We start from the raw sequence: 19481 nt of genomic DNA, 5'->3' as shown, positions 1-19481 counted from the left end.
TCTTCAGGCCGCCGGGTCAGGCAGCTTCAGCTCGGTCGCTTCCTGACGACTGAGTTGCTCACCGTGTTTGCGTTTGGATAGGACCTCGCGGGCGAGCGCGTATTTCTCATCCTGCCAGAAGATCAAACAGCCGTTGCAGCCTTTGCCGCAACATCCCTCGGTTCCGATACGATTGGTTTTGAAGCGGCGCTCATTGCCGTCTTCGCCGATTTTCTCGACCAGCTCGTCACGACGGCGGGTATAGGCCTTAGGGTTGTCGCGACCTGAGGTTTCCAGCCCCTGCACCAGCTTGTCAAACCGAATGCGACTCCAGTGTTCGTCGGTCAGGGCACGTTCTTTGCGCAGGACGGAGTAGACCGGGAAACGGGCGCGCAGATCGTCGATATCCTCGTGATCGAACAGGGTGAAGGGAAGGCGGATGATGGTTTTGGTACTGCCATGCACAACGTCCAGCCGCGCCCCATCATGAGCGCGTTCAAAGTCATAGACCCGCAGCAGAACCGTCTCGCGCGAAATCGGAGAGACGAAATCCAATACATCCCCCGGTTCCAGCTTGTTTTTCACCTCGACCAGAAAGGCATCCTCGGTCACCTCGGTGACGATCCCGGCATATTCCCACTGCGCAATCGAGGCTGTGTGTTCGTAATCATGTGCATAATTGGTCAGGCGGCCTTCGTGGAAAGCCAGCGTGTAGCCGCGGTTCCCGACTGTTTCGAGTTCACGCATATAGGGCTTCGGGTCCCAGTTCTCGGGGTCGGCGTGATAGTCGTCGATGGCCATACGATAGGCGCGCGCGACGATGGCGGCATAATACTCCGATTTACCGCGCCCTTCGACTTTCAGACTGTCGACACCGATCTTCAAGTATTCATCCAGCTTGGGCATGATGCACAGGTCGCGGGAATTGAGGATGTAGGATCCCCGATCATCCTCTTCGATGGGCATCAAATCACCGGGGCGACAGCCTTCTTCCAGCAGGAATTCGAATAGGTCGGCGTTTTCATCGGTAATGCGCAGCTCCTGATGCGTTCCATCTTTCAGACGCAGTTTCAGACCATAGTTCCAGCGGCAGGAATTGGCGCAGTTGCCCTGATTGGCCCCGCGTTCGGCCATGAAGTTCGACAGTAGGCAGCGGCCCGAATAGGTCATGCACATGGCCCCGTGCACAAACGCCTCAAGCTTGATATCGGGGCATTTCTCGCGAATCTCGACCAATTCGGGGTATGAGACTTCGCGGGCCAGAACCACAAGCTCGGCCCCCTGATCCTGCCAGAACTTCACCGACAACCACGAACAGATATTGGCTTGCGTCGAGATATGCAGCGGCAGTTCCGGCGCGCGTTCGCGGACGTATTGGAACACTCCGGGGTCGGCGATGATCAGCCCGTTAGGTTTCACCTTGCGGACAGTGTCGATGTATTCGTCCAGCTTCGGAATGTCCTTATTGTGCGAGAACAGGTTCAGTGTCAGGTACGCGCGCCGGCCATGGTTGTGGCAGAACTCGACTCCCTCTATCACCTCTTCCAGCGAGAACTCGGACTTTGTCCGCAGCGACATATCCGGTGTGCCCAGATAGACCGCATCCGCGCCATAGAGGATGGCGAGTTTCAACTTACGCAGATTGCCCGCAGGCATCAGCAATTCGGATCTGGACTGGGTCATGGGGATACCGGGCTAAGGATCAAGGGCGCCTTCTACGCCAAAATCCTGGCTCCCAAAACCCCGTTAACTGCGACGGAACCGCGCTGTGCCGATCACCTCGATCAGTTGCTGGCGAACCGGTTCCGGTTGCGCCTCGACTGCGTTCAAAACCTCGCGCAGTTCGGCGCGCAGCCCATGCATCTGGTCGATCAGAGAGATCATCATCGACAGTGCATCGGCCTCCATGTCGTACTGGTCATGCAGTTCGCATGCCAGTTCCAGACGTGCAACGTCGATACGCTGATATCGCAGACCTTGCTCCGATTGCTCGGGGATCACGATCTCAGCGGCCAGATATTCGGTCAGGCGATCCGAAGTCAGGCGGGTGATGGCGTCGATCAGTTCGGCTTCGGTCAATGTGCGGCTCATGACGGCATTCCTTTGCGCGGATCATAGCCGTGGGTTTCGCGCCATGTCTCCATGAAGTGCTTCAATTCATCGTCTACCTTATCTGGCATTGCGACGGTCAGTTCTATGAACTGATCGCCCCGCTCGGACGAGCCGCGTTTCTTGACTCCTTTGCCACGCAGGCGCAGGGTTTTGCCGCTGCTGGTCCCCGCTGGGACACTGACATTGACGCCACCGTCGATGGTGGGGGCGGGAACCTTGCCACCCAGAACGGCCTCATCAATGGTGATGGGCAGCGTGATGTGGATGTCATCGCCCTGACGGTCGAACACCGGGTGATCCGCAACCGAGATCGTCACAAGCGCATCGCCGGGAGGCCCATCGCCGTACCCCGGGGCCCCTTTGCCACGCAGGCGGATGGTTTGCCCGGTCGTGATACCCGCAGGTATCTTCACTTCAATCCGGTTCCCATCTGGCAGGGTCAATTTCTGGCTGGCTCCGAAAACGGCGTCCAGAAAACTGATCTGCAGCGAGTAGTTCAAGTTGTGGCCCGGTGCATGGAACTCCTGCGTGCGCTGTCCATATCCACCCCGCCCGCGCATGAATTCGGCAAAGATGTCGGACATATCGTCCTGTTCAGCCGCGTGACCGCGATAAGGGTTGCCTGCAGCCTCGGCATATTCGCGATAATACTGCTGCTGCGGACGTTCCTGTCCCGACGCATCAATTTCGCCATTGTCGTAGCGTTTGCGCGTCTCGGGGTCTTTCAGCAGGTCATAAGCAGCAGCAGCGGCTTTGAACTTGGCCTCTGCCTCGGCATCGCCCGGCTTGAGGTCCGGGTGGCATTCTTTGGCGATCTTCCGATAGGCTTTCTTGATCTCGGCATCGCTGGCGTCTTTGGCGACGCCAAGTACGGAATAGGGATCGTCGCTCATCTTGCCTCTCGTCGATGTGGGGTTTGGCCTTGATGAAGGTATTTTATCAATTGATTTCAACAGGTCAAAAAGAAGAGGCGGCTAAATTGTCTCGTAAATCTGTCAAGCTCTGCTAATATTAAGATGTTTCAGATTGATCATTGACGGAGATCACCCCATGACGCGCAGGTTCAAATCGGTGCTGGCATTGCTGGCTGGGAACGCCATCGGGCTGTTGTTGGCCAGTTTGCTGCTTTCAGAGTTTGCGATCCGACCGATTTCCTTCATCGTGGTGGTAGTCGTGTTCACCCTGGTCCAAGTGATAGCCGAACCGCTGATCCTGAAGCTGGGGGAAAAGAAGGCACCGGCGCTGAAGGGCGGAATTGCCTTGATCGTGACCTTTGTTGGCCTTCTGGTCACCGATCTGATCACATCCGGTCTGACCATTGGCGGTATCTCAAATCTGTTGGCCGCAACCTTGCTGGTATGGTTGGGCGCTCTGATCGGCAGTATTGTGCTGCCGATCTACGTGTTTCCCGAACTGCGCGACCCTAAGAAATAGTCATATCGCGTCTAAACTGGCCTCGATGGCCTGCCACAACTCGTCCACCGGTTCGCACCCCACGGACAGGCGGATGAAAGCAGGATCGACAGCATCCCCCCAACGGGCGCGCCGCTCGGCCGAACTGTGGACGCCGCCGAAGGATGTAGCCGGACGCAGCAGTGGGCAGCTGTTGATGAACTGTTCGGCTTTGGTCTCGGTCTCAAGCGTGATGCTTAGCAGAAACCCGAAGCGCGTGGTTTGAGCCGTCGCCAATGTGTGCGCCGGATCATCGGTCAGTCCGGGATAGCGGATCTGTTTCACGGCCGGGTGCGCCGCCAGCCGCTCAGCCAGTATTTGTGCTGAGCTACACATCCGATCAAACCGCACATCCAGAGTCTCCAAACCCCGATGTAGCAACCACGCTTCATGTGGCCCCGGGATCGCACCGGAGACGCGGCGCCATTCCTCAACTCGCTCCATGATTTGCGGATTGCGGCTGGCTAAATGACCCATCAACAGGTCCGAATGCCCACCCATCGCTTTGGTATCTGAACTCACAACCACATCAACGCCAAGGTCCAGTGGGCGCTGGCCCAATGGGGTCATCGTTGTGTTGTCGGCGATGGTGATGCCGCCGGCCTCGCGCACGGCCTCGGCGATTACTGGCAGCTCAAGCATGTCCAGACCGGGGTTCGAGGGGCTTTCTAGAAACACCACATCGAATTCATCAAAGCCACCTTCGGCAAAGTCGGTGGTTGGGCGTTCGATAACCGAGACGCCCAGATTTGACAGGAACCGATCAGCCAAAAGGCGCGTCACATAATACCCGTCGGACGGGATCAGCAGCCGCGACCCGGCTTGGACCGTCGCAAACAAGGCCGCCGAAATCGCACCCATACCCGAAGGAAAGCTGAGGCAGGGTGCATCTTCGAGATGCGACAGAACGTGTTCCAGATGCAACCAGGTCGGGTTGTCGACCCGGCCATAGCTGGCATGCCCATCCGGCGCACCGGGCAGATGGTACATGCTGCTTTGGGTCAGCGGCAGGGCCACAGGCTCGCCCTTGTTCAGGGCATTCCCGCGCAAGTGCAACATTTCGCCGGTCTTCGGGCTCATGGCTCAGCGCCCCGGTATTTCATCGCGTGGGGGCGCGGGTTCCCAATTCTCGATGATCTCGACCGCCTCTTGCGCGGTGTCGACAAAGCGGAACAGGTCAAGATCTTCGTCCGAGATGGTGCCCGCATCAGCCAGAGCCTCCCAGTTGATAACCTTTTCCCAGAACTCACGCCCGAACAGCAGGAAAGGGACGCGATCCATGCGGCCGGTCTGGATCAAGGTCAGGGATTCGAACAGCTCATCCATGGTGCCGAAGCCGCCGGGGAAGATGGTGATGGCGCGAGCGCGCATAAGGAAGTGCATCTTGCGGATGGCGAAGTAGTGGAAATTGAAGCTGAGATCAGGCGTCACGTATAGGTTCGGAGCCTGCTCGTGCGGAAGCACGATGTTCAGGCCGATCGAACACCCGCCTGCATCCTGTGCACCACGGTTACCCGCCTCCATCACGCCGGGGCCGCCACCGGTGACGATCACATTTTCGCGGCAGCCCGTCTGATTTGATTTCTCTGTCATCAGACGCGCAAACTCGCGCGCCTCATCGTAGTATTTCGACAGCCCGGCCAAGGTCTCGGTCCGCGCTGTGTGTTTCTGAGCGGGTTCCGGAATGCGCGCGCCACCGAACATGACGATGGTCGAGGTGATCTCACGCTCGGTCATGATCATCTCGGGCTTCAGCAGCTCCAGTTGCAGCCGCACGGGGCGCAGCTCATCCCGGCACAGGAAGTCATCATCAGCGAAGGCAAGGCGATAGGCCGAAGACCGCGTCTGCGGGGTATCCGGTACCTCGCTTGCGGTCGAGCGGTCGGTCTGTGCGTCGCGAAAGGGGCTGAGGCGATCTTCTCTCATAAACGGGGTTCCCTGCTTGCGTGTTTCCAAAACAGCTATAGGGTTCGCGGGCAGAGTGCCAGTCACGGAAAGACAAGAATGGATTGGAAAAGTGAAATATTGGCAGCGCGGGATCGCATTGCCGGACACGCGCAGGTCACGCCAGTGATGGAAAGCCAAATTCCGGGCTATCCGGTTGAAATGAAACTTGAACATATGCAGCACACCGGCAGCTTCAAAGTGCGCGGGGCGTTCAATACCCTGCTCAGCATGGATGTGCCTGCGGCAGGCGTCGTGGCGGCTTCCGGTGGCAACCACGGTGCGGCAGCGGCTTATGCCGCGCAATCACTGAGCTACCCAGCGAAGATTTTTGTGCCCGAACTTGCAGGTCCCTCCAAGATTGCGCTGATCAAGCGGATCGGGGCTGATCTGAGTGTTGTTTCGGGTGAATATGCCAATGCACTGACCATGGCGCAGGCGCATGAGGAAAGCACCGGCGCCATGCAAATCCACGCCTATGATGCGCCAGCGACGGTGGCAGGGCAGGGGACATGTTTTGCTGAATGGGACGCGCAGGGCTTGCAGGCGGACACAGTATTGGTGGCCGTGGGAGGCGGCGGGCTGATTGCCGGAGCTTTGGCATGGTTTCAGGGTGCGCGCAAAGTCGTGGCGGTCGAACCGGAAACCTCTTGCGCGCTGAATGCGGCGTTGGCTGCGGGCGAACCGGTTGATGTTTCCGTTTCGGGCATCGCAGCGAACGCACTGGGCGCACGGAGAATTGGTGAGATTTGCTTTCGGCTGGCCCAAGGTATGAGTTCGGTTCTGGTTTCTGACGATGCGATAGCGCAAGCCCAGAATGCTCTGTGGCAGACGCATCGAATACTGGTTGAACCAGCAGGGGCTGCTGCGCTTGCCGCACTGATTTCGGGCGCTTACCAGCCGGAGCCGGGTGAGCGTGTCGCAGTGCTGATTTGCGGCGGGAACATCGCGCCAGATCCGCTAACAGGTTGAGAATACGGCTTGTAGATGTTGTTCATGGATTTTATCTATAATTCATGACCGCAACCATTGCCGACACAATCTATAATGCCCTGAGCCAGAAAATCATCACCGGCGATCTTCCTGCCGGTGAAAAGCTGCGTCAGGACCATATCGCGCGCGACTTTGAGACCAGCCATGTGCCGGTGCGCGAAGCACTGCTGCGGCTTGAGGCGCATGGATTGGCCAAAAGCGAACCGCGAAAGGGCATGCGCGTCACCGCGTTGGACCCTGCCGAAGTGCGTGAAGTGATCGAAATGCGTGTCGCGCTGGAAACGCTGGCGATGCAGCATTCCGTGCAAAATATGACGCCAGCTGCTCTGAAAGTGGCTGATGATGCGCGAAAGGCATGTGATCAGGCTGAAAACATGCCTCAATGGGAGGCGCGGAACAGGGTCTTTCATCGTGCCATCCTGACACCTTGCGGGTTGCCCCGCCTTTTGCATTCTGTCGATGACCTGCACATCGCCAGTGCCAGGCACCTGTTTGCACATTGGCGGCCCAAATGGGTGCAGCGCGTCGATACGGATCACGCTGCGATCATTCAGGCGCTGAAGAGTAAAGACGTTTCCGCCGCAACCTCGATACTTGTGCGCCATATCCGTCGTGCAAGCTGATACTTTCTGCCTTTGAAACGACAATCTGTGCCTCCTCAGAAGATTTGACTTGATTTTTAATAGATAAAAATGATGATTAATTCCGAATCTATGCAATATTATCTATAAAAAGAGAAAGACAATGAAAGCCACTCTGCAATCCACCCTTCCGGCCGCCGGAGTAATAACCCCTGCGGGTCAGATCCTTCGTGTCGCGTTAGGTATTCTTCTTTTGACCGCCAGTGCAAAAGTCCAGGTGCCATTTTGGCCTGTGCCCATGACCCTTCAAGTCGCCGTTGTCATGGCTATCGCCGCGGCATTTGGGCTGCGTCTCGGTTCTGCAACCGTGATCGGTTACATGGTCGCCGGGGCAGTGGGTTTGCCGGTGTTTGCCGGAACGCCCGAAAAAGGCATCGGGCTGGCCTATATGATGGGCGGAACCGGAGGTTATTTGCTGGGTTTCGTGGTCGCCTCGGTCATGGTTGGATGGGCCGCGGACAATCTGCGCAAGCTGTTTCTGGTTCCGGCGATGCTGGCTGGACTTGCAGCGATCTATGCGCTGGGTCTGGGTTGGTTGGCTCAGTTCGTGCCTGCAGACAAGGTTCTGGTTTACGGTTTCAGCCCTTTCATTCTGGGTGATCTCGTGAAGATTGCATTGGCATCCGTTCTCGTGATTGGCCTGCCGACGGGTCTGATACAGAAAATCCGTGGGCCGCAGCCAGATGCTTGATACCGGGCAAGATATCCGCAGCGATTGGACCGTGGATGAAGTGGAGGCGCTGATGCGCCTCCCACTGTTGGATCTGGTAGGTCGCGCAAATGTAGTTCACCGGACATATCACGATCCAAACGACATCCAAAAAGCCAGCCTGCTGTCGATAAAAACCGGAAGCTGTCCCGAGGATTGCGCCTATTGCCCGCAATCCGCTCATCATCGCGAGGTCGAGCTGACCAAGGAAAAGCTCATGAACCCTGCGCATGTCATCTCGCTTGCCAAACGGGCGCGCGATGCGGGGGCTGAACGGTTTTGCATGGGTGCTGCATGGCGTCAGGTGCGCGACGGCGAAGAATTCGACAATGTGCTGGACATGGTGCGGGGCGTGCGTGATCTGGGCATGGAGGCTTGCGTCACCCTGGGCATGCTCAAGCCACATCAGGCCAAACGATTGGCCGAGGCGGGACTTACCGCGTACAATCATAACCTGGATACTTCGCCGGAATTCTATGGCGAGATTATTGGAACTCGTACCTATCAGGATCGTTTGGAGACCCTCAGCTATTGCCGGGACGAAGGTATTGATCTGTGCTGCGGCGGCATTATCGGTATGGGTGAAAGCCTGCGGGATCGTGCCTCGCTGTTGCAGGTCCTTGCGAATTTTGACCCGCATCCCGAAAGCGTACCGATAAACGCGCTGATCCCGATCAAAGGCACGCCGCTGGCGCATCTAGAAAAAGTAGGCATTTTTGATCTGGTGCGCATGGTTGCGACCGCGCGGATCGCCATGCCGCAAACACGGGTGCGCTTGTCGGCAGGACGGTCGGACTTTTCAACTGCCGAGCAGGCTTTGTGCTTTCTGGCTGGCGCAAATTCGGTTTTCTACGGCGATGTGTTGCTGACCGCACCCAATGCCGGAACCCAAAATGACCGGGATATGTTTGCCGCACTCAGCGCACTTACCGATGATTGACGCAAACCGAGGTATCCGCGTCGCATTGCGCCATGGGTCTCGCTTGCGTATAGGCCACATCAACGTGAACAGATTCTCTAGGGAGACGCCCCATGTCCAATGCGCAACTGGAAGCCGCCATCGAAGCCGCCTGGGAAGTACGTGACACAATAACCCCTGCGACCACTGGCGAGCAACGAGAAGCAATCGAAGACACGCTGAGCGCGCTGGACAGCGGTTCGCTGCGAGTGGCTGAAAAGCTCGACAGTGGTGATTGGCACGTGAACCAGTGGGCGAAAAAAGCAGTTCTGCTGGGGTTCCGCATCAAGGACATGGAAATCCAGACCGGAGGCCCGCAAGACGGCGGCTGGTGGGATAAGGTCGACAGCAAGTTCGCCGGCTGGGGAGAGAACCAGTGGCGCGCGGCAGGGTTCCGCGCCGTGCCAAACTGTGTGGTCCGCAAGTCGGCCTATGTCGCACCGGGTGTGGTGCTGATGCCTTCGTTCGTCAACCTTGGTGCTTATGTAGATGAAGGCACGATGGTTGATACCTGGGCCACCGTTGGTTCCTGCGCGCAGATCGGCAAAAACGTGCACTTGTCGGGCGGCGTTGGTATTGGCGGCGTACTGGAGCCGATGCAGGCCGGTCCGACCATTATCGAAGACAACTGCTTTATCGGTGCGCGTTCGGAAGTGGTCGAAGGCTGCATCGTCCGCGAGGGTTCGGTTCTGGGCATGGGCGTGTTCATCGGTAAATCCACCAAGATCGTGGACCGCGAAACCGGTGATGTCATGTATGGCGAGGTTCCGCCATATTCGGTGGTTGTTGCGGGCTCGATGCCGTCCAAGAACAATGTAAGCCTGTATTGCGCGGTCATCGTGAAACGCGTCGATGAAAAGACCCGTTCGAAAACCGGGATCAATGAGCTACTGCGCGACTGATCCCGTCGTTTCAGTTTGGATAGGCCGCAGAGTGCATGCTCTGCGGCCTTTCTTATTTTGACATGAACTCCAGCACTGTTTGCTGAAAGAAATCAATCGCCGCCTCACCTCCGGCCCCTTTGGCCAGAGGGCCGACTTGATATCGGGGCGATTGAAGGGCGCGCTGCATCTTTTCGCACACCCAGACATCCTCGGTCTGAAAATCCCCCGTCTCCAGTGGGTGCTGGGTCCAGTGAGAGGATTTGATCCGACCGGATTCCGGGTCGTATCCGGGTATGTCCGCCGCGCGATGCGTATAGGTGAACCAGCCTTTAGGCGACCAGTTTCTGACCCGCAGAAGTGTTGTGTTGGCGTCGACCGGTTCCATGGTCGATATCGAAAACCCCCAGGGGTTTGGCGTCAGGATCGTGGTCGGAAACAGCATGTAGACCCCGCCATAGCCCGGCGTGTCTGCATTCCGTACCGTTTTCAGGCCGGACCCTTTGGCCGAGTTTTCAACAAACTGCGGGATACGATGTTTGACGCCTTCGCGCTCGGTCGACCACCAGACCATGTTGTGGCCAAAAACCTCCCAAAGATTCTTGTCATGGGTTGGCCCGCCCAACGTGTCTTTGTGCAGATAGGCCAGGTGATAGCCGTCTATTGCATTTTCAAAGAAGACCTTCCAATTGCAGTTGATCTCATAGACCACGTCGTCGGGGTTCTCTTGTAGCTCGCTTGATGCCAGATCATGAGGCCAAGGTATTTGAGCCAGATCGCCAAGCCACGCGTCAAAGCTTTGATCCGGTTCTGGGTGAACAAAAACAAGGTTGCGGAAGACACCGACTGAGGCACCGAACAACGCGGTTGCCTTCTTGTCCAGGTCCGGAAAGCACTCGCGCTGGGCTGGTACTCCGCGCAAAGCGCCATCCAGATTGTAGACCCAGTTGTGATAAGGGCAGACAATGGTTTTGCCTGCGTTGCCGCAACCTTCCAACAACTCGGTTCCGCGATGGCGGCATTGGTTGTGGAAGGCGCGCAAGTCGCCATTCGCGTCCCTTATGACAATCAGAGCATAGGCCCCGGCCTGAATCGTCCTAAAATCGCCGGGTTGGGTGAAATCCATAGTCACGCCGGCAAAACTCCAGCACTTGCTGAACAGGGTTTTCTGTTCGGCCTCATACCAACTGTCAGAGACATATGCCTCACGCGGCAGTTGTTGCTTGGGTTGATCCGGAAGTGCGTCAGGCGGCATCGTCGAGTCCGTTTATTGTCAAAAATGATAATCATCAATATTGACAATAAACCTTCGAATGTCCAGATTTCACCTTAAGATTTTTCTGAACCCGCTTGGAGGCAGGATGACTTTTATTCAAACCCTGAGGAATCAAAGGTGGATGACACTGCTAATTCTGGCGGCGCTTCTTGTCTCGACCTTCGCCGGGTATTACGGCCTTTGGGGTCTGTTGTTCATATTTTGGGGGCTCTTGGCGGTGCGCTCGGGGCAGGCCTTCTTGATCGAACCGATAAACCGCGCGACAGATCCGGCACTGTTCTGGTCGCTGACGGTTTTGTGGATCGGTTTGGGCGTTCTCTACGTTCTGGCGGATGTTTTTCCACCAGTTTCGAACGGATTCTGATGCCCCGTCCCAGTATGAAAGACGCCAGATCCGAGCAAATCCTGAACGCATTTATGCGTTGTGTCGCGCGGTACGGGCTGGATGGTTCGACCCTGGCGCGCATATCAGAAGAGGCGGGCGTCGGGCGGCCATTGCTGCGCCACTATCTGGGCAACCGGGATGAGATGGTTCGCAAGCTGCTAGATCACGTCCTGAAAGTCTTCGCGGATCAGGTTGAGGCGCTCTTCGACACTCTGCCGTGCACTGATCGGGTTGCAGCGATGCTGGACGCTTTGTTCGGACGCGGCACCTATTCTTCGGAAAGTGCTGCGGTTTTTGCCGCTTTGGTCGCAGCCTCAGAAAGACACGCGGATTTGCGAGAACCCTTGCTTGGGTTTGTCTATGACTTCGAGGCAAGGATCGCTGCTGAAATCATGAACGAACTGCCTGCTGCCAATGTGCAAGGGGTCCAAGCCGTGGCAGCGGGTATGTCCGCAATTTATTTCAATACGGATGCTGTGATGCCATTGCGACCCCGGGCGGAATGGCGCGACACGCAGCGCGTGGCAGCGCAGATGCTGTTGAACCACCTATACGCCAGCACCTGCGACTGAGTTGACCGTGCCATCGGGCCAGCGTATTGCGGGCACTATGGAAAAGCAGAAAAAACCTTCGCGCCAGCAAGTCTATACGTTGTTGGTTCAGATCGGTCGCAAAGATGGCGACGGCCTGCCCGAAGGCGCGACCGGGGCGGCGTTGATGTGTTTTGCCAGCGGCGTGGACGAGGCCGAAGCCGTGCGCGAGACAGTAGCGATCCTGAAGCAGGCCGATACTGCACCGCTGGATGTCACCGGCTATGGCACCCTGGCCGAGCGTGAGGCGCAAGGACATGATATCGATCCGGATGAGCGGGCATTGATGCAACGGGCGCTGGATGAAAACGCGGTTATCGTGGCACAGATGACGCCATTCTTCGGCGACGAGGAAACTGCTTAGTTTCTTACCCCGAACCACTTGCGATAGATTTCGTCATAGGTGCCGTCTTCGCGCAGGGACAGCAGCGCCTGATTGACGTCTTCGACCAATGGCGAGCCGGTTGGAAATGCGATCCCATAGTTTTCACGCAGGAAGATGCCCCCGGTCATTGTCGCCATTCTGCGCCCTTCGTGGCTGGCATAATAGGACAGGATCGGAGCGTCGAATACGACCGCATCCAAATCCTTATTCTCAAACGCGTTCAGCATGTCCTGCAGATCGCCATAGCCGGTATAGTCGATCTCGCGCCGGTTCAGGAAACTGGCGGCGGTAGAATCGGAAATCGTCCCGACCTGTTTGCCGTAAAGGTCGTTGACCGAATTGACGCTGCCGGTGATTGCGTCCACCGTCATCACCGAGGTGATCCGGGCCGTGAAAACGGAGACGATGAATAGGGATGACACCACCAGCACCACACCCAGCAGACGGCCAAACGGGGTACGCGGCATCCGTTCCTCAAAGCCACCGTTCACCACCAGGTTGAGGGCCCACCAGAACGACGGGAACCACGCCTCATTCAGTTTGCGATCAAAGTAGGGCTGCGCGCGTTTCTCAAAACTCCACATCAGCATGCCGCCACCAAGCAGGATCGCAAAGGCCAGCCCGATGGCGATGAACAATTCCCGAGACAGCAAAGCGTGCAACAGCGATGGCTGGCGAGCGGCCTCTGACGGGACCATGATCTGTAATCCGGCCTCAAATATCGGTTGCGTGAAATCCATTCGGGTTTCGCGCAAGGCGGTGATCGATATATTCGCGATCGCCAGATCGGCAGAACCATCCTGAACCGCGCCCAACATTTCTCCAAATGTCTCGACGCGGTTGACCGAGTATTCCCAGCCGAGTGATTCAGACAGTGCCGCCAGAAGATCCATCGAGAAACCGGTCTGGGCACCGTCCTCGACAAATGAGAACGGAGGACGGGTTACCGTTGTAACCGTAAGAGACTGGGCCTGGCTTTGCTGCGCAAGAGTCGCGAAAGTCAGGCAGATCAATGCGAAGAAGACACGCTTCATGTGGAATCACCTGTTTCGCGGCCCTCTAACGCACTTAAGGGCAGCGCGGCAAGGCAGCCGCTGGGTCAACGCTCATGTTTTGTTGGGGTGCAAAATCAAGCCGCTTGGGCATTCGGTCTCGGAATTCGACTATTCGGGGTTGGCAATCCGGGCAATTCGTTGAATCTGTGCACGAACACAGGCACCCCTAAGGACAAGAGGCCCAATATGACCGATCCAGTTGAGCTGACAGCAAATCTGATCCGTTGCCCATCGGTCACACCCGATGAAGGCGGGGCTTTGGTCTTGCTGCAGCAGGTGCTGGAGGAGGCCGGATTTTATTGCACTCGAGTAGATCGTGGTGGAATCTGCAACCTCTTCGCCCGATGGGGGCAGAAGGGTCATGCATGCAGCTTTGGCTTTAACGGGCATACGGATGTGGTTCCGGTAGGGGATGAGACGGCCTGGACCATGCCCCCTTTCGGCGCCGAGGTCCGGGACGGGGTGATGTACGGCAGGGGCGCGACGGACATGAAATCTGGGGTGGCGGCCTTTGCGGCGGCGGCTATCGATTTTGTGCGTGACACGCCCCCGGATGGGGCGGTGATCCTGACGATCACAGGTGATGAAGAAGGCGACGCACTGGATGGCACTGTTGCTTTACTGGATCACATGGCCGTAACGGATGAGCGGATGTCGGTTTGTCTGGTGGGAGAACCCACTTGCCCGAACACGATGGGCGAAATGATGAAGATCGGCCGGCGCGGTTCGATGACTGCGTGGTTCACTGTGACCGGAGTGCAGGGGCATTCGGCCTATCCGCATCGGGCGAAGAACCCGGTGCCCGCGATGGCGCGACTGATGGATCGGCTGGCCAGCCACGAGCTGGATCAGGGGACCGATCACTTTGACGCCTCGACCTTGGCAGTTGTCACGATCGACACCGGTAATTCGGCGACAAATGTGATCCCGGCGCAATGTTCAGGGACAGTGAATATCCGGTTCAATGAGCTGCATTCCGGGGCCAGTTTGAGCGATTGGTTGCAATCCGAGGCAGACACCGTTGCCGAGGCGTTTGGCGTCGATGTCGAGACCCGGATCAAGATTTCGGGTGAAAGCTTTCTGACCCCTCCGGGGGCATTGTCTGATCTGGTAGCTTGCGCTGTCAAAGCAGAAACAAATATTCGCCCCGAGCTTTCGACCACCGGCGGGACCTCGGATGCCCGCTTCATCAAAGATCATTGCCCGGTGGTCGAGTTTGGTCTGGTCGGGCACACCATGCATCAGGTCGATGAATGTGTCGAAGTGGCGCAAATTCATCAACTCAAGGCGATCTACACCCGTATTCTGACGGATTACTTCGCCTGATCCATGCAGAAAACGCTGGTCATCATGGTGAAAGAGCCACGTCCAGGGCGGGTCAAGACCCGTTTGGGGCGCGATATCGGCATGGTTGGGGCTGCTTGGTGGTTTCGGCATCAAACGCGATCTCTGATCCGGCGTCTGCGTGATCCGCGCTGGCAGATTGTACTGGCGGTCTCTCCGGATAGGGAGGGAATGAACAGTCGGGTCTGGCCTGTTGATTTACCCCGGAAGCCTCAGGGGCGCGGAGATCTGGGCGACCGCATGGGGCGGATGTTGCGCGGTGCTCCCGATGGCCCGGTGTGCCTGATCGGTGCGGATATTCCGGGCATCACACGGGGTCACATTGCGCGGGCCTTTCGCGCGTTGGGCCGGGCTGAGATGGTGTTCGGGCCCGCCCCGGATGGCGGCTATTGGCTGGTCGGTGCGCAGCGCTATGGGGCGCTGCCCTCAGGGTTATTCCGCGATGTGCGCTGGTCAACGGAACACGCGTTGGAAGACACACTGAATTCGGTTCGCGGGTGCCGAGTAGCGTTGCTGGATAATCTGCGCGATGTGGATACCGTGGCCGATCTGCACGGCTGACATGAGGCACCGCTTTTTGACCATGACGCGGTCGCATGCCCGTGCTAGGCCAAACTCATGACACGCATTCCGACCAAGCAAGAGGTCCTCGACTGGATCTCGGCGAACCCTACCCTGACCTCGAAACGTGATATCGCCAAGGCTTTTGGCATCAAAGGCGCGGATCGGATCGATCTGAAGCGTATCCTGAAAGAACTTGAGGCCGACGGCCATCTGGAAAAACGCAACCGCAGCTATCGCGATCCGGATCGTCTGCCGCCGGTCAGCGTGTTGCAGGTGAAGGCCCCGAACGTAGATGGCGACCTGTTTGCGCGCCCGTTGGAATGGCACGGAGAGGGGGTCGAGCCCATCGTTCTGCTCGTAACGCGTGCCAGCGATCCGGCGCTGGGTGAGGGTGACCGCATTCTGGCCCGCCTGACCGTGGTGCATGAGGAAGATCACAATTACGAAGCCCGCTTGATCCGCCGCATCGGCACCAACCCGCGCAAGATCGTCGGCATTTTCCGCAAAGGGGCCGAAGGCGGGCGGATCGTGCCCATCGACAAGGCTGGTCAGACAGAATGGCTGGTCGCGGACGGGGCCGTTCTGGGGGCCAAGGATGGTGAGTTGGTTGAGGCCGAACAGGCCGGACCCAAGAACCGCATGGGTCTGCCGCGTGCGCGTATTGTTGAACGGCTCGGCGATCCGACCGCGCCCAAGGCTGTCTCGTTGATTGCCATTCACCAACACGGTATTCCCGACGATTTCCCGGACAAGGTAATCGAAGAAGCCGACAAGGCCAAACCCGTTGGACTGAAAGGGCGTGAAGACCTGCGGGATATGCCCTTGCTGACCATCGATCCTGCGGATGCACGGGACCACGACGACGCCTGCTATGCCCATGCCGATGACGATCCCAAGAACCCGGGTGGCCATGTGATCTGGGTCGCCATAGCTGACGTCGCCGCCTATGTGAAACCCGGTACGGCGCTAGATCGCGAGGCACGCAAGCGGGGCAACTCCAGTTACTTCCCGGACCGCGTAGTGCCGATGCTGCCGGATCGCCTGTCCGGCGATCTATGCTCCCTGCACGAAGGCGTGCCGCGCGCTTGTATCGCGGTTCGGATGCAGATTGATGCCGAAGGCAACAAGATCGGCCACCGTTTTGTACGGGCTCTGATGCGCTCTGCCGCCTCGCTGAATTATAACGAGGCGCAGGAGGCGATCGACGGCAACCCGAACGACCGCACCGGGCCGCTGTTGGATACGGTGCTGAATCCGCTTTACGCCGCCTATGCTGCGCTGAAAAAGGCGCGTTCCGTGCGGCAGCCGCTGGAGCTGGACCTACCTGAACGCAAAATCGTACTCAGCGATGCGGGTGAGGTGACCAGCGTCGCGTTCCGTGACCGGCTGGATGCGCATAAGCTGATCGAGGAATTCATGATCCTCGCCAATGTCGCCGCTGCCGAGACCCTGATCACCAAACGCCGCCCGCTGCTGTTCCGCGTCCACGAAGAGCCCGCGCCCGAAAAGCTGGAAAGCCTGAGAGAGACGGCGCAGGCGGCGGGATTAAACCTCGCCAAAGGGCAGGTATTGCAGACCCGACATCTGAACGCGCTGCTAAACGCCGCCGCTGGTACCGAGGATGCGGAGCTGATCAACCTGACGACCCTGCGGTCGATGGCGCAGGCCTATTACAACCCCGAAAATTTCGGCCATTTTGGGCTGGCTCTGCGGAACTATGCGCATTTCACTTCTCCCATCCGGCGCTATGCTGATCTGATCGTGCATCGCGCGCTGATCTCAGCCCATGGCTGGGGCAAGGACGGTTTGACCGAGGATGAGATTGCACGGTTGGAAGAAACGGCAACCCATATCTCGGATACCGAGCGCCGCTCGATGATGGCCGAGCGCGATACGACTGATCGCTATCTGGCGGCCTATCTCAGCGAGCGGGTCGGCAATGAGTTTTCTGGCCGGATCAGCGGTATTGCCCGGTTCGGTGCCTTCGTGAAGATGGACGAGACCGGAGCGGACGGTCTGGTTCCAGTGCGTTCGCTGGGGCGAGAGTTTTTCCATTTCGACCGAGAGGCCGGGACGCTGATGGGCTCGGACACCGGGCTGATCATCGCCATTGGCCAGCGTGTCACGGTGCGGTTGACCGAGGCGACGCCGGTGACGGGCGGATTGGAATTGGAGTTGTTGTCCATCGATGATCAGGCGCTGCCGCGCGGCCGTGGCCCCGCCAAGCGCGGAACGCGGCGCAAGGCCGCCAGCACCAAGCGCAAGAAGGACAAGATCAAGCGCAAGGTCGAACGCAAACGCCGTCAGAGGTGATAAGTAAGCGCGCGCGCAATCAGCCAGCCATGGCGCGTAGGATCAATCTGATCGGGCCGGTCGAACAGAATCGCGCGATTGCCGTCGATCCGATCCTCTCCAGGAAAGGCGGAGGTAAAATCCCCCATCAGTCGGCTTTGGCAGTGTACGAACAACGCAAAGCAAGCCGCCTTGTGTCCGCCCAAACGAATCGTCGAGCCTTTGGGCGCCAGATAGGCGGGCTGGCCCCACCGCAACGCTTCTTCCAGAGGCTGAGCGCGTGGCAGCGAGGCCGCAGTTTCGAAGATCAACTCGCGCAGCGCTAATGCCCCATTGCGCGTCTCTTCCGGTAGCGCCTCATAGGCTGCAGCGACTTTTTTGTTCTCAAAGGCTGTCATGATAGCGGGATCGCCTGCTCCATTCGGTCGATATAGCTGTTGAGCAGCTTATCTTGTTTAATCCGACGGGTCAGGGGGGTGTCTGATGGTGTCGCGCGCATCGCCGCCAGCATTGGACCGACGCTCATGTCCGCCGAGGTTGGTTTCTCTCCCATCAGATAAGGCGATTGCCAAAGATAGGCCGAGATCGCCTCAAAGTCGCGCTCCAGCCGGTCTTGTCGTTCGACGGGCGAAAAGCGGGATACACCTTGAAACGCGAGCCCCTTGAGAACGGATTTCCGGATCGAATTCGAAACCGGCTTGCGGATCAGTGCGGGAATGACGGTAAAGAAAGTATCGCGCAGAATTGGCCAAACCTCATCATTGGCCCAACGGTCCTGGACTACATGGAAGTACAGATGTTCCTCGGCCATGCGGACCAGTGCGCGGGACTGGGCCTTTTGCAGGTCAGTCAGGCCAGCATCGAAATCGGCCCCCTGAGCCTCAAGCCAGTCGCGGATCAGGTCGCTGTCCGGAATCAGACGTTCAGGCGTGCGCAGAACCGGCAGCTTCTGGTGTGGCATCTTGCGTGGATCCAGCAGATCGGACCGTTGCCAGCGCAGGCCCGCGTTTTGAAGCATCAGGGCCGTTTTCACACAGAATGGGCTGGCGCTGAACAGGCCAAAGGCAGAGGGGAAGGTGAGAAGGGTCAGCATCATCAGCTCCATAGTTGGGACGCCTGATGGATACGCCGGACTGATGACATATTCTGACATTAGGCTTAGAGTAGAATATACTATGTCCCGCACCGCTCGTCTTTTTCAGTTGATGCAGGCCCTACGATCTGGCCCCTCGCCCAGGACGTCGGTTCAATTGGCGCAGGATTTAGGCGTTTCGCCGCGCACAGTGCACCGGGATATCGATGCATTGCGTGGCCTCGGGGCGATAATCGACGGAGAGGCCGGGTTCGGGTTCACCCTAATCGAGGATGCGACCCTACCGCCGCTGGGTTTTACCAATGATGAGCTTGAAGCGTTGGTTCTGGGTTTGCGCGAGGTGCAGCTGATTGGTGACCCGGCGCTGTCGGATGCCGCAAGCGCGGCCCTACGCAAGCTGCAGGGCCGGTTGCCGCAGCGCCAGTCGCACCGATTGAGCCACGCCGTTTTGACCGCCACGCGATTTGACAGGCCGGCCGTGCCAACCATCGATGTCGCCGAACTGCGCCAAGCCGCGTGGGACGAACGCGTGATCGAGTTCGCCTATACCGATGCCAAAGGCGCAGACACCCGTCGTCGGGTCAATCCGCTGAGCATCGTCTATATGGACCGTGCCAGCGTATTGCTGAGTTGGTGCCACCTGCGACAGGATTTCCGAGTGTTTCGGCTGGATCGTATGCAGGGCATGGATGTGACCGAGGATAGCTTCCGACCCAATCGCGTATCGCTGTTGCGTGATGCCATTGCGCGTATTCGCGCGGAACGTGAGGAACAGGATCAGGAAACCTGACGTTCTGCGTTTTGAGAAATCCCGATTGTGCGCTATCA

At 58.1% G+C, this 19481-nt stretch carries 22 protein-coding genes; 13 read left to right on the top strand and 9 right to left on the bottom strand.

The annotated features are described in order from the left end of the window. Positions 1-3: 3 nt before the first annotated feature. The 3 genes from ACR0KC_RS08585 to ACR0KC_RS08575 form a co-directional block, all read right to left on the bottom strand. On the bottom strand, positions 4-1662 hold the full coding sequence (locus ACR0KC_RS08585; RefSeq protein WP_480771716.1) for a U32 family peptidase: 1659 nt from the start codon (positions 1660-1662) through the stop codon (positions 4-6). A 63-nt stretch (positions 1663-1725) separates the two neighbouring features. Further along, the gene (locus tag ACR0KC_RS08580) at positions 1726-2070 is read right to left on the bottom strand and encodes a hypothetical protein (RefSeq protein WP_170611369.1); all 345 of its coding nucleotides are present in this window, start codon (positions 2068-2070) and stop codon (positions 1726-1728) included. Continuing rightward, positions 2067-2984 (bottom strand): DnaJ C-terminal domain-containing protein, encoded by a 918-nt coding sequence (locus ACR0KC_RS08575; RefSeq protein WP_170399059.1) that lies wholly within the window; start codon positions 2982-2984, stop codon positions 2067-2069. Before ACR0KC_RS08575 ends, ACR0KC_RS08580 begins: the two co-directional genes overlap by 4 nt. Before the next feature lie 157 nt (positions 2985-3141). Between ACR0KC_RS08575 and ACR0KC_RS08570 the strand changes: the two genes are divergently transcribed. Next, positions 3142-3525, top strand: coding sequence for a hypothetical protein (locus tag ACR0KC_RS08570; protein WP_480771715.1), 384 nt, complete (start codon positions 3142-3144; stop codon positions 3523-3525). On the opposite strand, the gene ACR0KC_RS08565 is transcribed toward ACR0KC_RS08570, so the two are convergent. Together ACR0KC_RS08565 and ACR0KC_RS08560 are read right to left on the bottom strand one after the other, a co-directional pair. Further along, positions 3526-4623: a cystathionine gamma-lyase gene (locus ACR0KC_RS08565; protein WP_480771714.1), complete on the bottom strand. Its 1098-nt coding sequence runs from the start codon at positions 4621-4623 to the stop codon at positions 3526-3528. A gap of 3 nt (positions 4624-4626) precedes the next feature. Further along, positions 4627-5469: an LOG family protein gene (locus tag ACR0KC_RS08560; protein ID WP_170399048.1), complete on the bottom strand. Its 843-nt coding sequence runs from the start codon at positions 5467-5469 to the stop codon at positions 4627-4629. Between the two features lie 78 nt (positions 5470-5547). Between ACR0KC_RS08560 and ACR0KC_RS08555 the strand changes: the two genes are divergently transcribed. The 5 genes from ACR0KC_RS08555 to dapD all read left to right on the top strand — a co-directional run bounded on the left by ACR0KC_RS08555 (position 5548) and on the right by dapD (position 9690). Further along, the gene (locus tag ACR0KC_RS08555) at positions 5548-6459 is read left to right on the top strand and encodes a threonine/serine dehydratase (RefSeq protein WP_480791465.1); all 912 of its coding nucleotides are present in this window, start codon (positions 5548-5550) and stop codon (positions 6457-6459) included. A 44-nt stretch (positions 6460-6503) separates the two neighbouring features. Beyond that, positions 6504-7103 (top strand): GntR family transcriptional regulator, encoded by a 600-nt coding sequence (locus tag ACR0KC_RS08550; RefSeq protein ID WP_480771713.1) that lies wholly within the window; start codon positions 6504-6506, stop codon positions 7101-7103. 121 nt (positions 7104-7224) lie between these two features. Next, positions 7225-7812, top strand: coding sequence for a biotin transporter BioY (locus ACR0KC_RS08545; protein WP_480771712.1), 588 nt, complete (start codon positions 7225-7227; stop codon positions 7810-7812). Further along, positions 7805-8770 carry a biotin synthase BioB gene (bioB, locus tag ACR0KC_RS08540; protein ID WP_480735063.1) on the top strand — a complete coding sequence of 322 codons (966 nt, stop codon included), beginning with the start codon at positions 7805-7807 and terminating at the stop codon, positions 8768-8770. The genes ACR0KC_RS08545 and bioB overlap by 8 nt, the downstream gene beginning before the upstream one ends. A gap of 92 nt (positions 8771-8862) precedes the next feature. Then, positions 8863-9690: a 2,3,4,5-tetrahydropyridine-2,6-dicarboxylate N-succinyltransferase gene (gene dapD, locus ACR0KC_RS08535; protein ID WP_480616185.1), complete on the top strand. Its 828-nt coding sequence runs from the start codon at positions 8863-8865 to the stop codon at positions 9688-9690. 52 nt (positions 9691-9742) lie between these two features. Here dapD and ACR0KC_RS08530 read toward each other — a convergent pair whose 3' ends face one another. Beyond that, positions 9743-10924 (bottom strand): aromatic ring-hydroxylating oxygenase subunit alpha, encoded by a 1182-nt coding sequence (locus ACR0KC_RS08530; RefSeq protein WP_480771711.1) that lies wholly within the window; start codon positions 10922-10924, stop codon positions 9743-9745. A gap of 142 nt (positions 10925-11066) precedes the next feature. Between ACR0KC_RS08530 and ACR0KC_RS08525 the strand changes: the two genes are divergently transcribed. From ACR0KC_RS08525 to ACR0KC_RS08515, 3 genes are read left to right on the top strand one after another with little or no spacing between them, the layout of a single operon-like run. Next, the gene (locus ACR0KC_RS08525; RefSeq protein ID WP_480567968.1) at positions 11067-11309 is read left to right on the top strand and encodes a hypothetical protein; all 243 of its coding nucleotides are present in this window, start codon (positions 11067-11069) and stop codon (positions 11307-11309) included. Beyond that, positions 11309-11902 carry a TetR/AcrR family transcriptional regulator gene (locus ACR0KC_RS08520; RefSeq protein WP_480771710.1) on the top strand — a complete coding sequence of 198 codons (594 nt, stop codon included), beginning with the start codon at positions 11309-11311 and terminating at the stop codon, positions 11900-11902. Before ACR0KC_RS08525 ends, ACR0KC_RS08520 begins: the two co-directional genes overlap by 1 nt. A 37-nt stretch (positions 11903-11939) precedes the next feature. After that, positions 11940-12284, top strand: a complete 345-nt coding sequence (locus tag ACR0KC_RS08515; protein WP_170399025.1) for a hypothetical protein — start codon at positions 11940-11942, stop codon at positions 12282-12284. Here the strand turns inward: ACR0KC_RS08515 and ACR0KC_RS08510 are convergent. Beyond that, entirely contained in the window at positions 12281-13339 is a 1059-nt protein-coding gene (locus tag ACR0KC_RS08510; RefSeq protein WP_170406807.1) for a transporter substrate-binding domain-containing protein, read from the bottom strand. The two genes, ACR0KC_RS08515 and ACR0KC_RS08510, sit on opposite strands and share 4 nt — an antisense overlap. A gap of 207 nt (positions 13340-13546) precedes the next feature. Between ACR0KC_RS08510 and dapE the strand changes: the two genes are divergently transcribed. Genes dapE through rnr form a run of 3 tightly spaced genes read left to right on the top strand, consistent with a single transcriptional unit; the run spans position 13547 to position 17581 of the window. Beyond that, on the top strand, positions 13547-14686 hold the full coding sequence (dapE, locus tag ACR0KC_RS08505; RefSeq protein WP_480771709.1) for a succinyl-diaminopimelate desuccinylase: 1140 nt from the start codon (positions 13547-13549) through the stop codon (positions 14684-14686). Positions 14687-14689: 3 nt separating this feature from the next. After that, complete coding sequence (locus ACR0KC_RS08500) at positions 14690-15265, top strand: TIGR04282 family arsenosugar biosynthesis glycosyltransferase (RefSeq protein WP_170425918.1); 576 nt, start codon at positions 14690-14692, stop codon at positions 15263-15265. Positions 15266-15322: 57 nt separating this feature from the next. Continuing rightward, positions 15323-17581 carry a ribonuclease R gene (gene rnr / locus ACR0KC_RS08495; RefSeq protein ID WP_480705901.1) on the top strand — a complete coding sequence of 753 codons (2259 nt, stop codon included), beginning with the start codon at positions 15323-15325 and terminating at the stop codon, positions 17579-17581. Here the strand turns inward: rnr and ACR0KC_RS08490 are convergent. Both ACR0KC_RS08490 and ACR0KC_RS08485 read right to left on the bottom strand, forming a co-directional pair. Further along, complete coding sequence (locus tag ACR0KC_RS08490) at positions 17572-17958, bottom strand: DUF1801 domain-containing protein (protein WP_170508952.1); 387 nt, start codon at positions 17956-17958, stop codon at positions 17572-17574. The two genes, rnr and ACR0KC_RS08490, sit on opposite strands and share 10 nt — an antisense overlap. After that, on the bottom strand, positions 17955-18653 hold the full coding sequence (locus ACR0KC_RS08485; RefSeq protein ID WP_480562283.1) for a glutathione S-transferase family protein: 699 nt from the start codon (positions 18651-18653) through the stop codon (positions 17955-17957). Before ACR0KC_RS08485 ends, ACR0KC_RS08490 begins: the two co-directional genes overlap by 4 nt. 82 nt (positions 18654-18735) lie before the next feature. Between ACR0KC_RS08485 and ACR0KC_RS08480 the strand changes: the two genes are divergently transcribed. Further along, on the top strand, positions 18736-19443 hold the full coding sequence (locus ACR0KC_RS08480; protein WP_170425977.1) for a helix-turn-helix transcriptional regulator: 708 nt from the start codon (positions 18736-18738) through the stop codon (positions 19441-19443). Positions 19444-19481 lie beyond the last annotated feature (38 nt).

It is taken from the genome of Ruegeria sp. CF3 (assembly GCF_056537365.1).
This window is presented reverse-complemented; position numbering and strand designations above follow the sequence as displayed.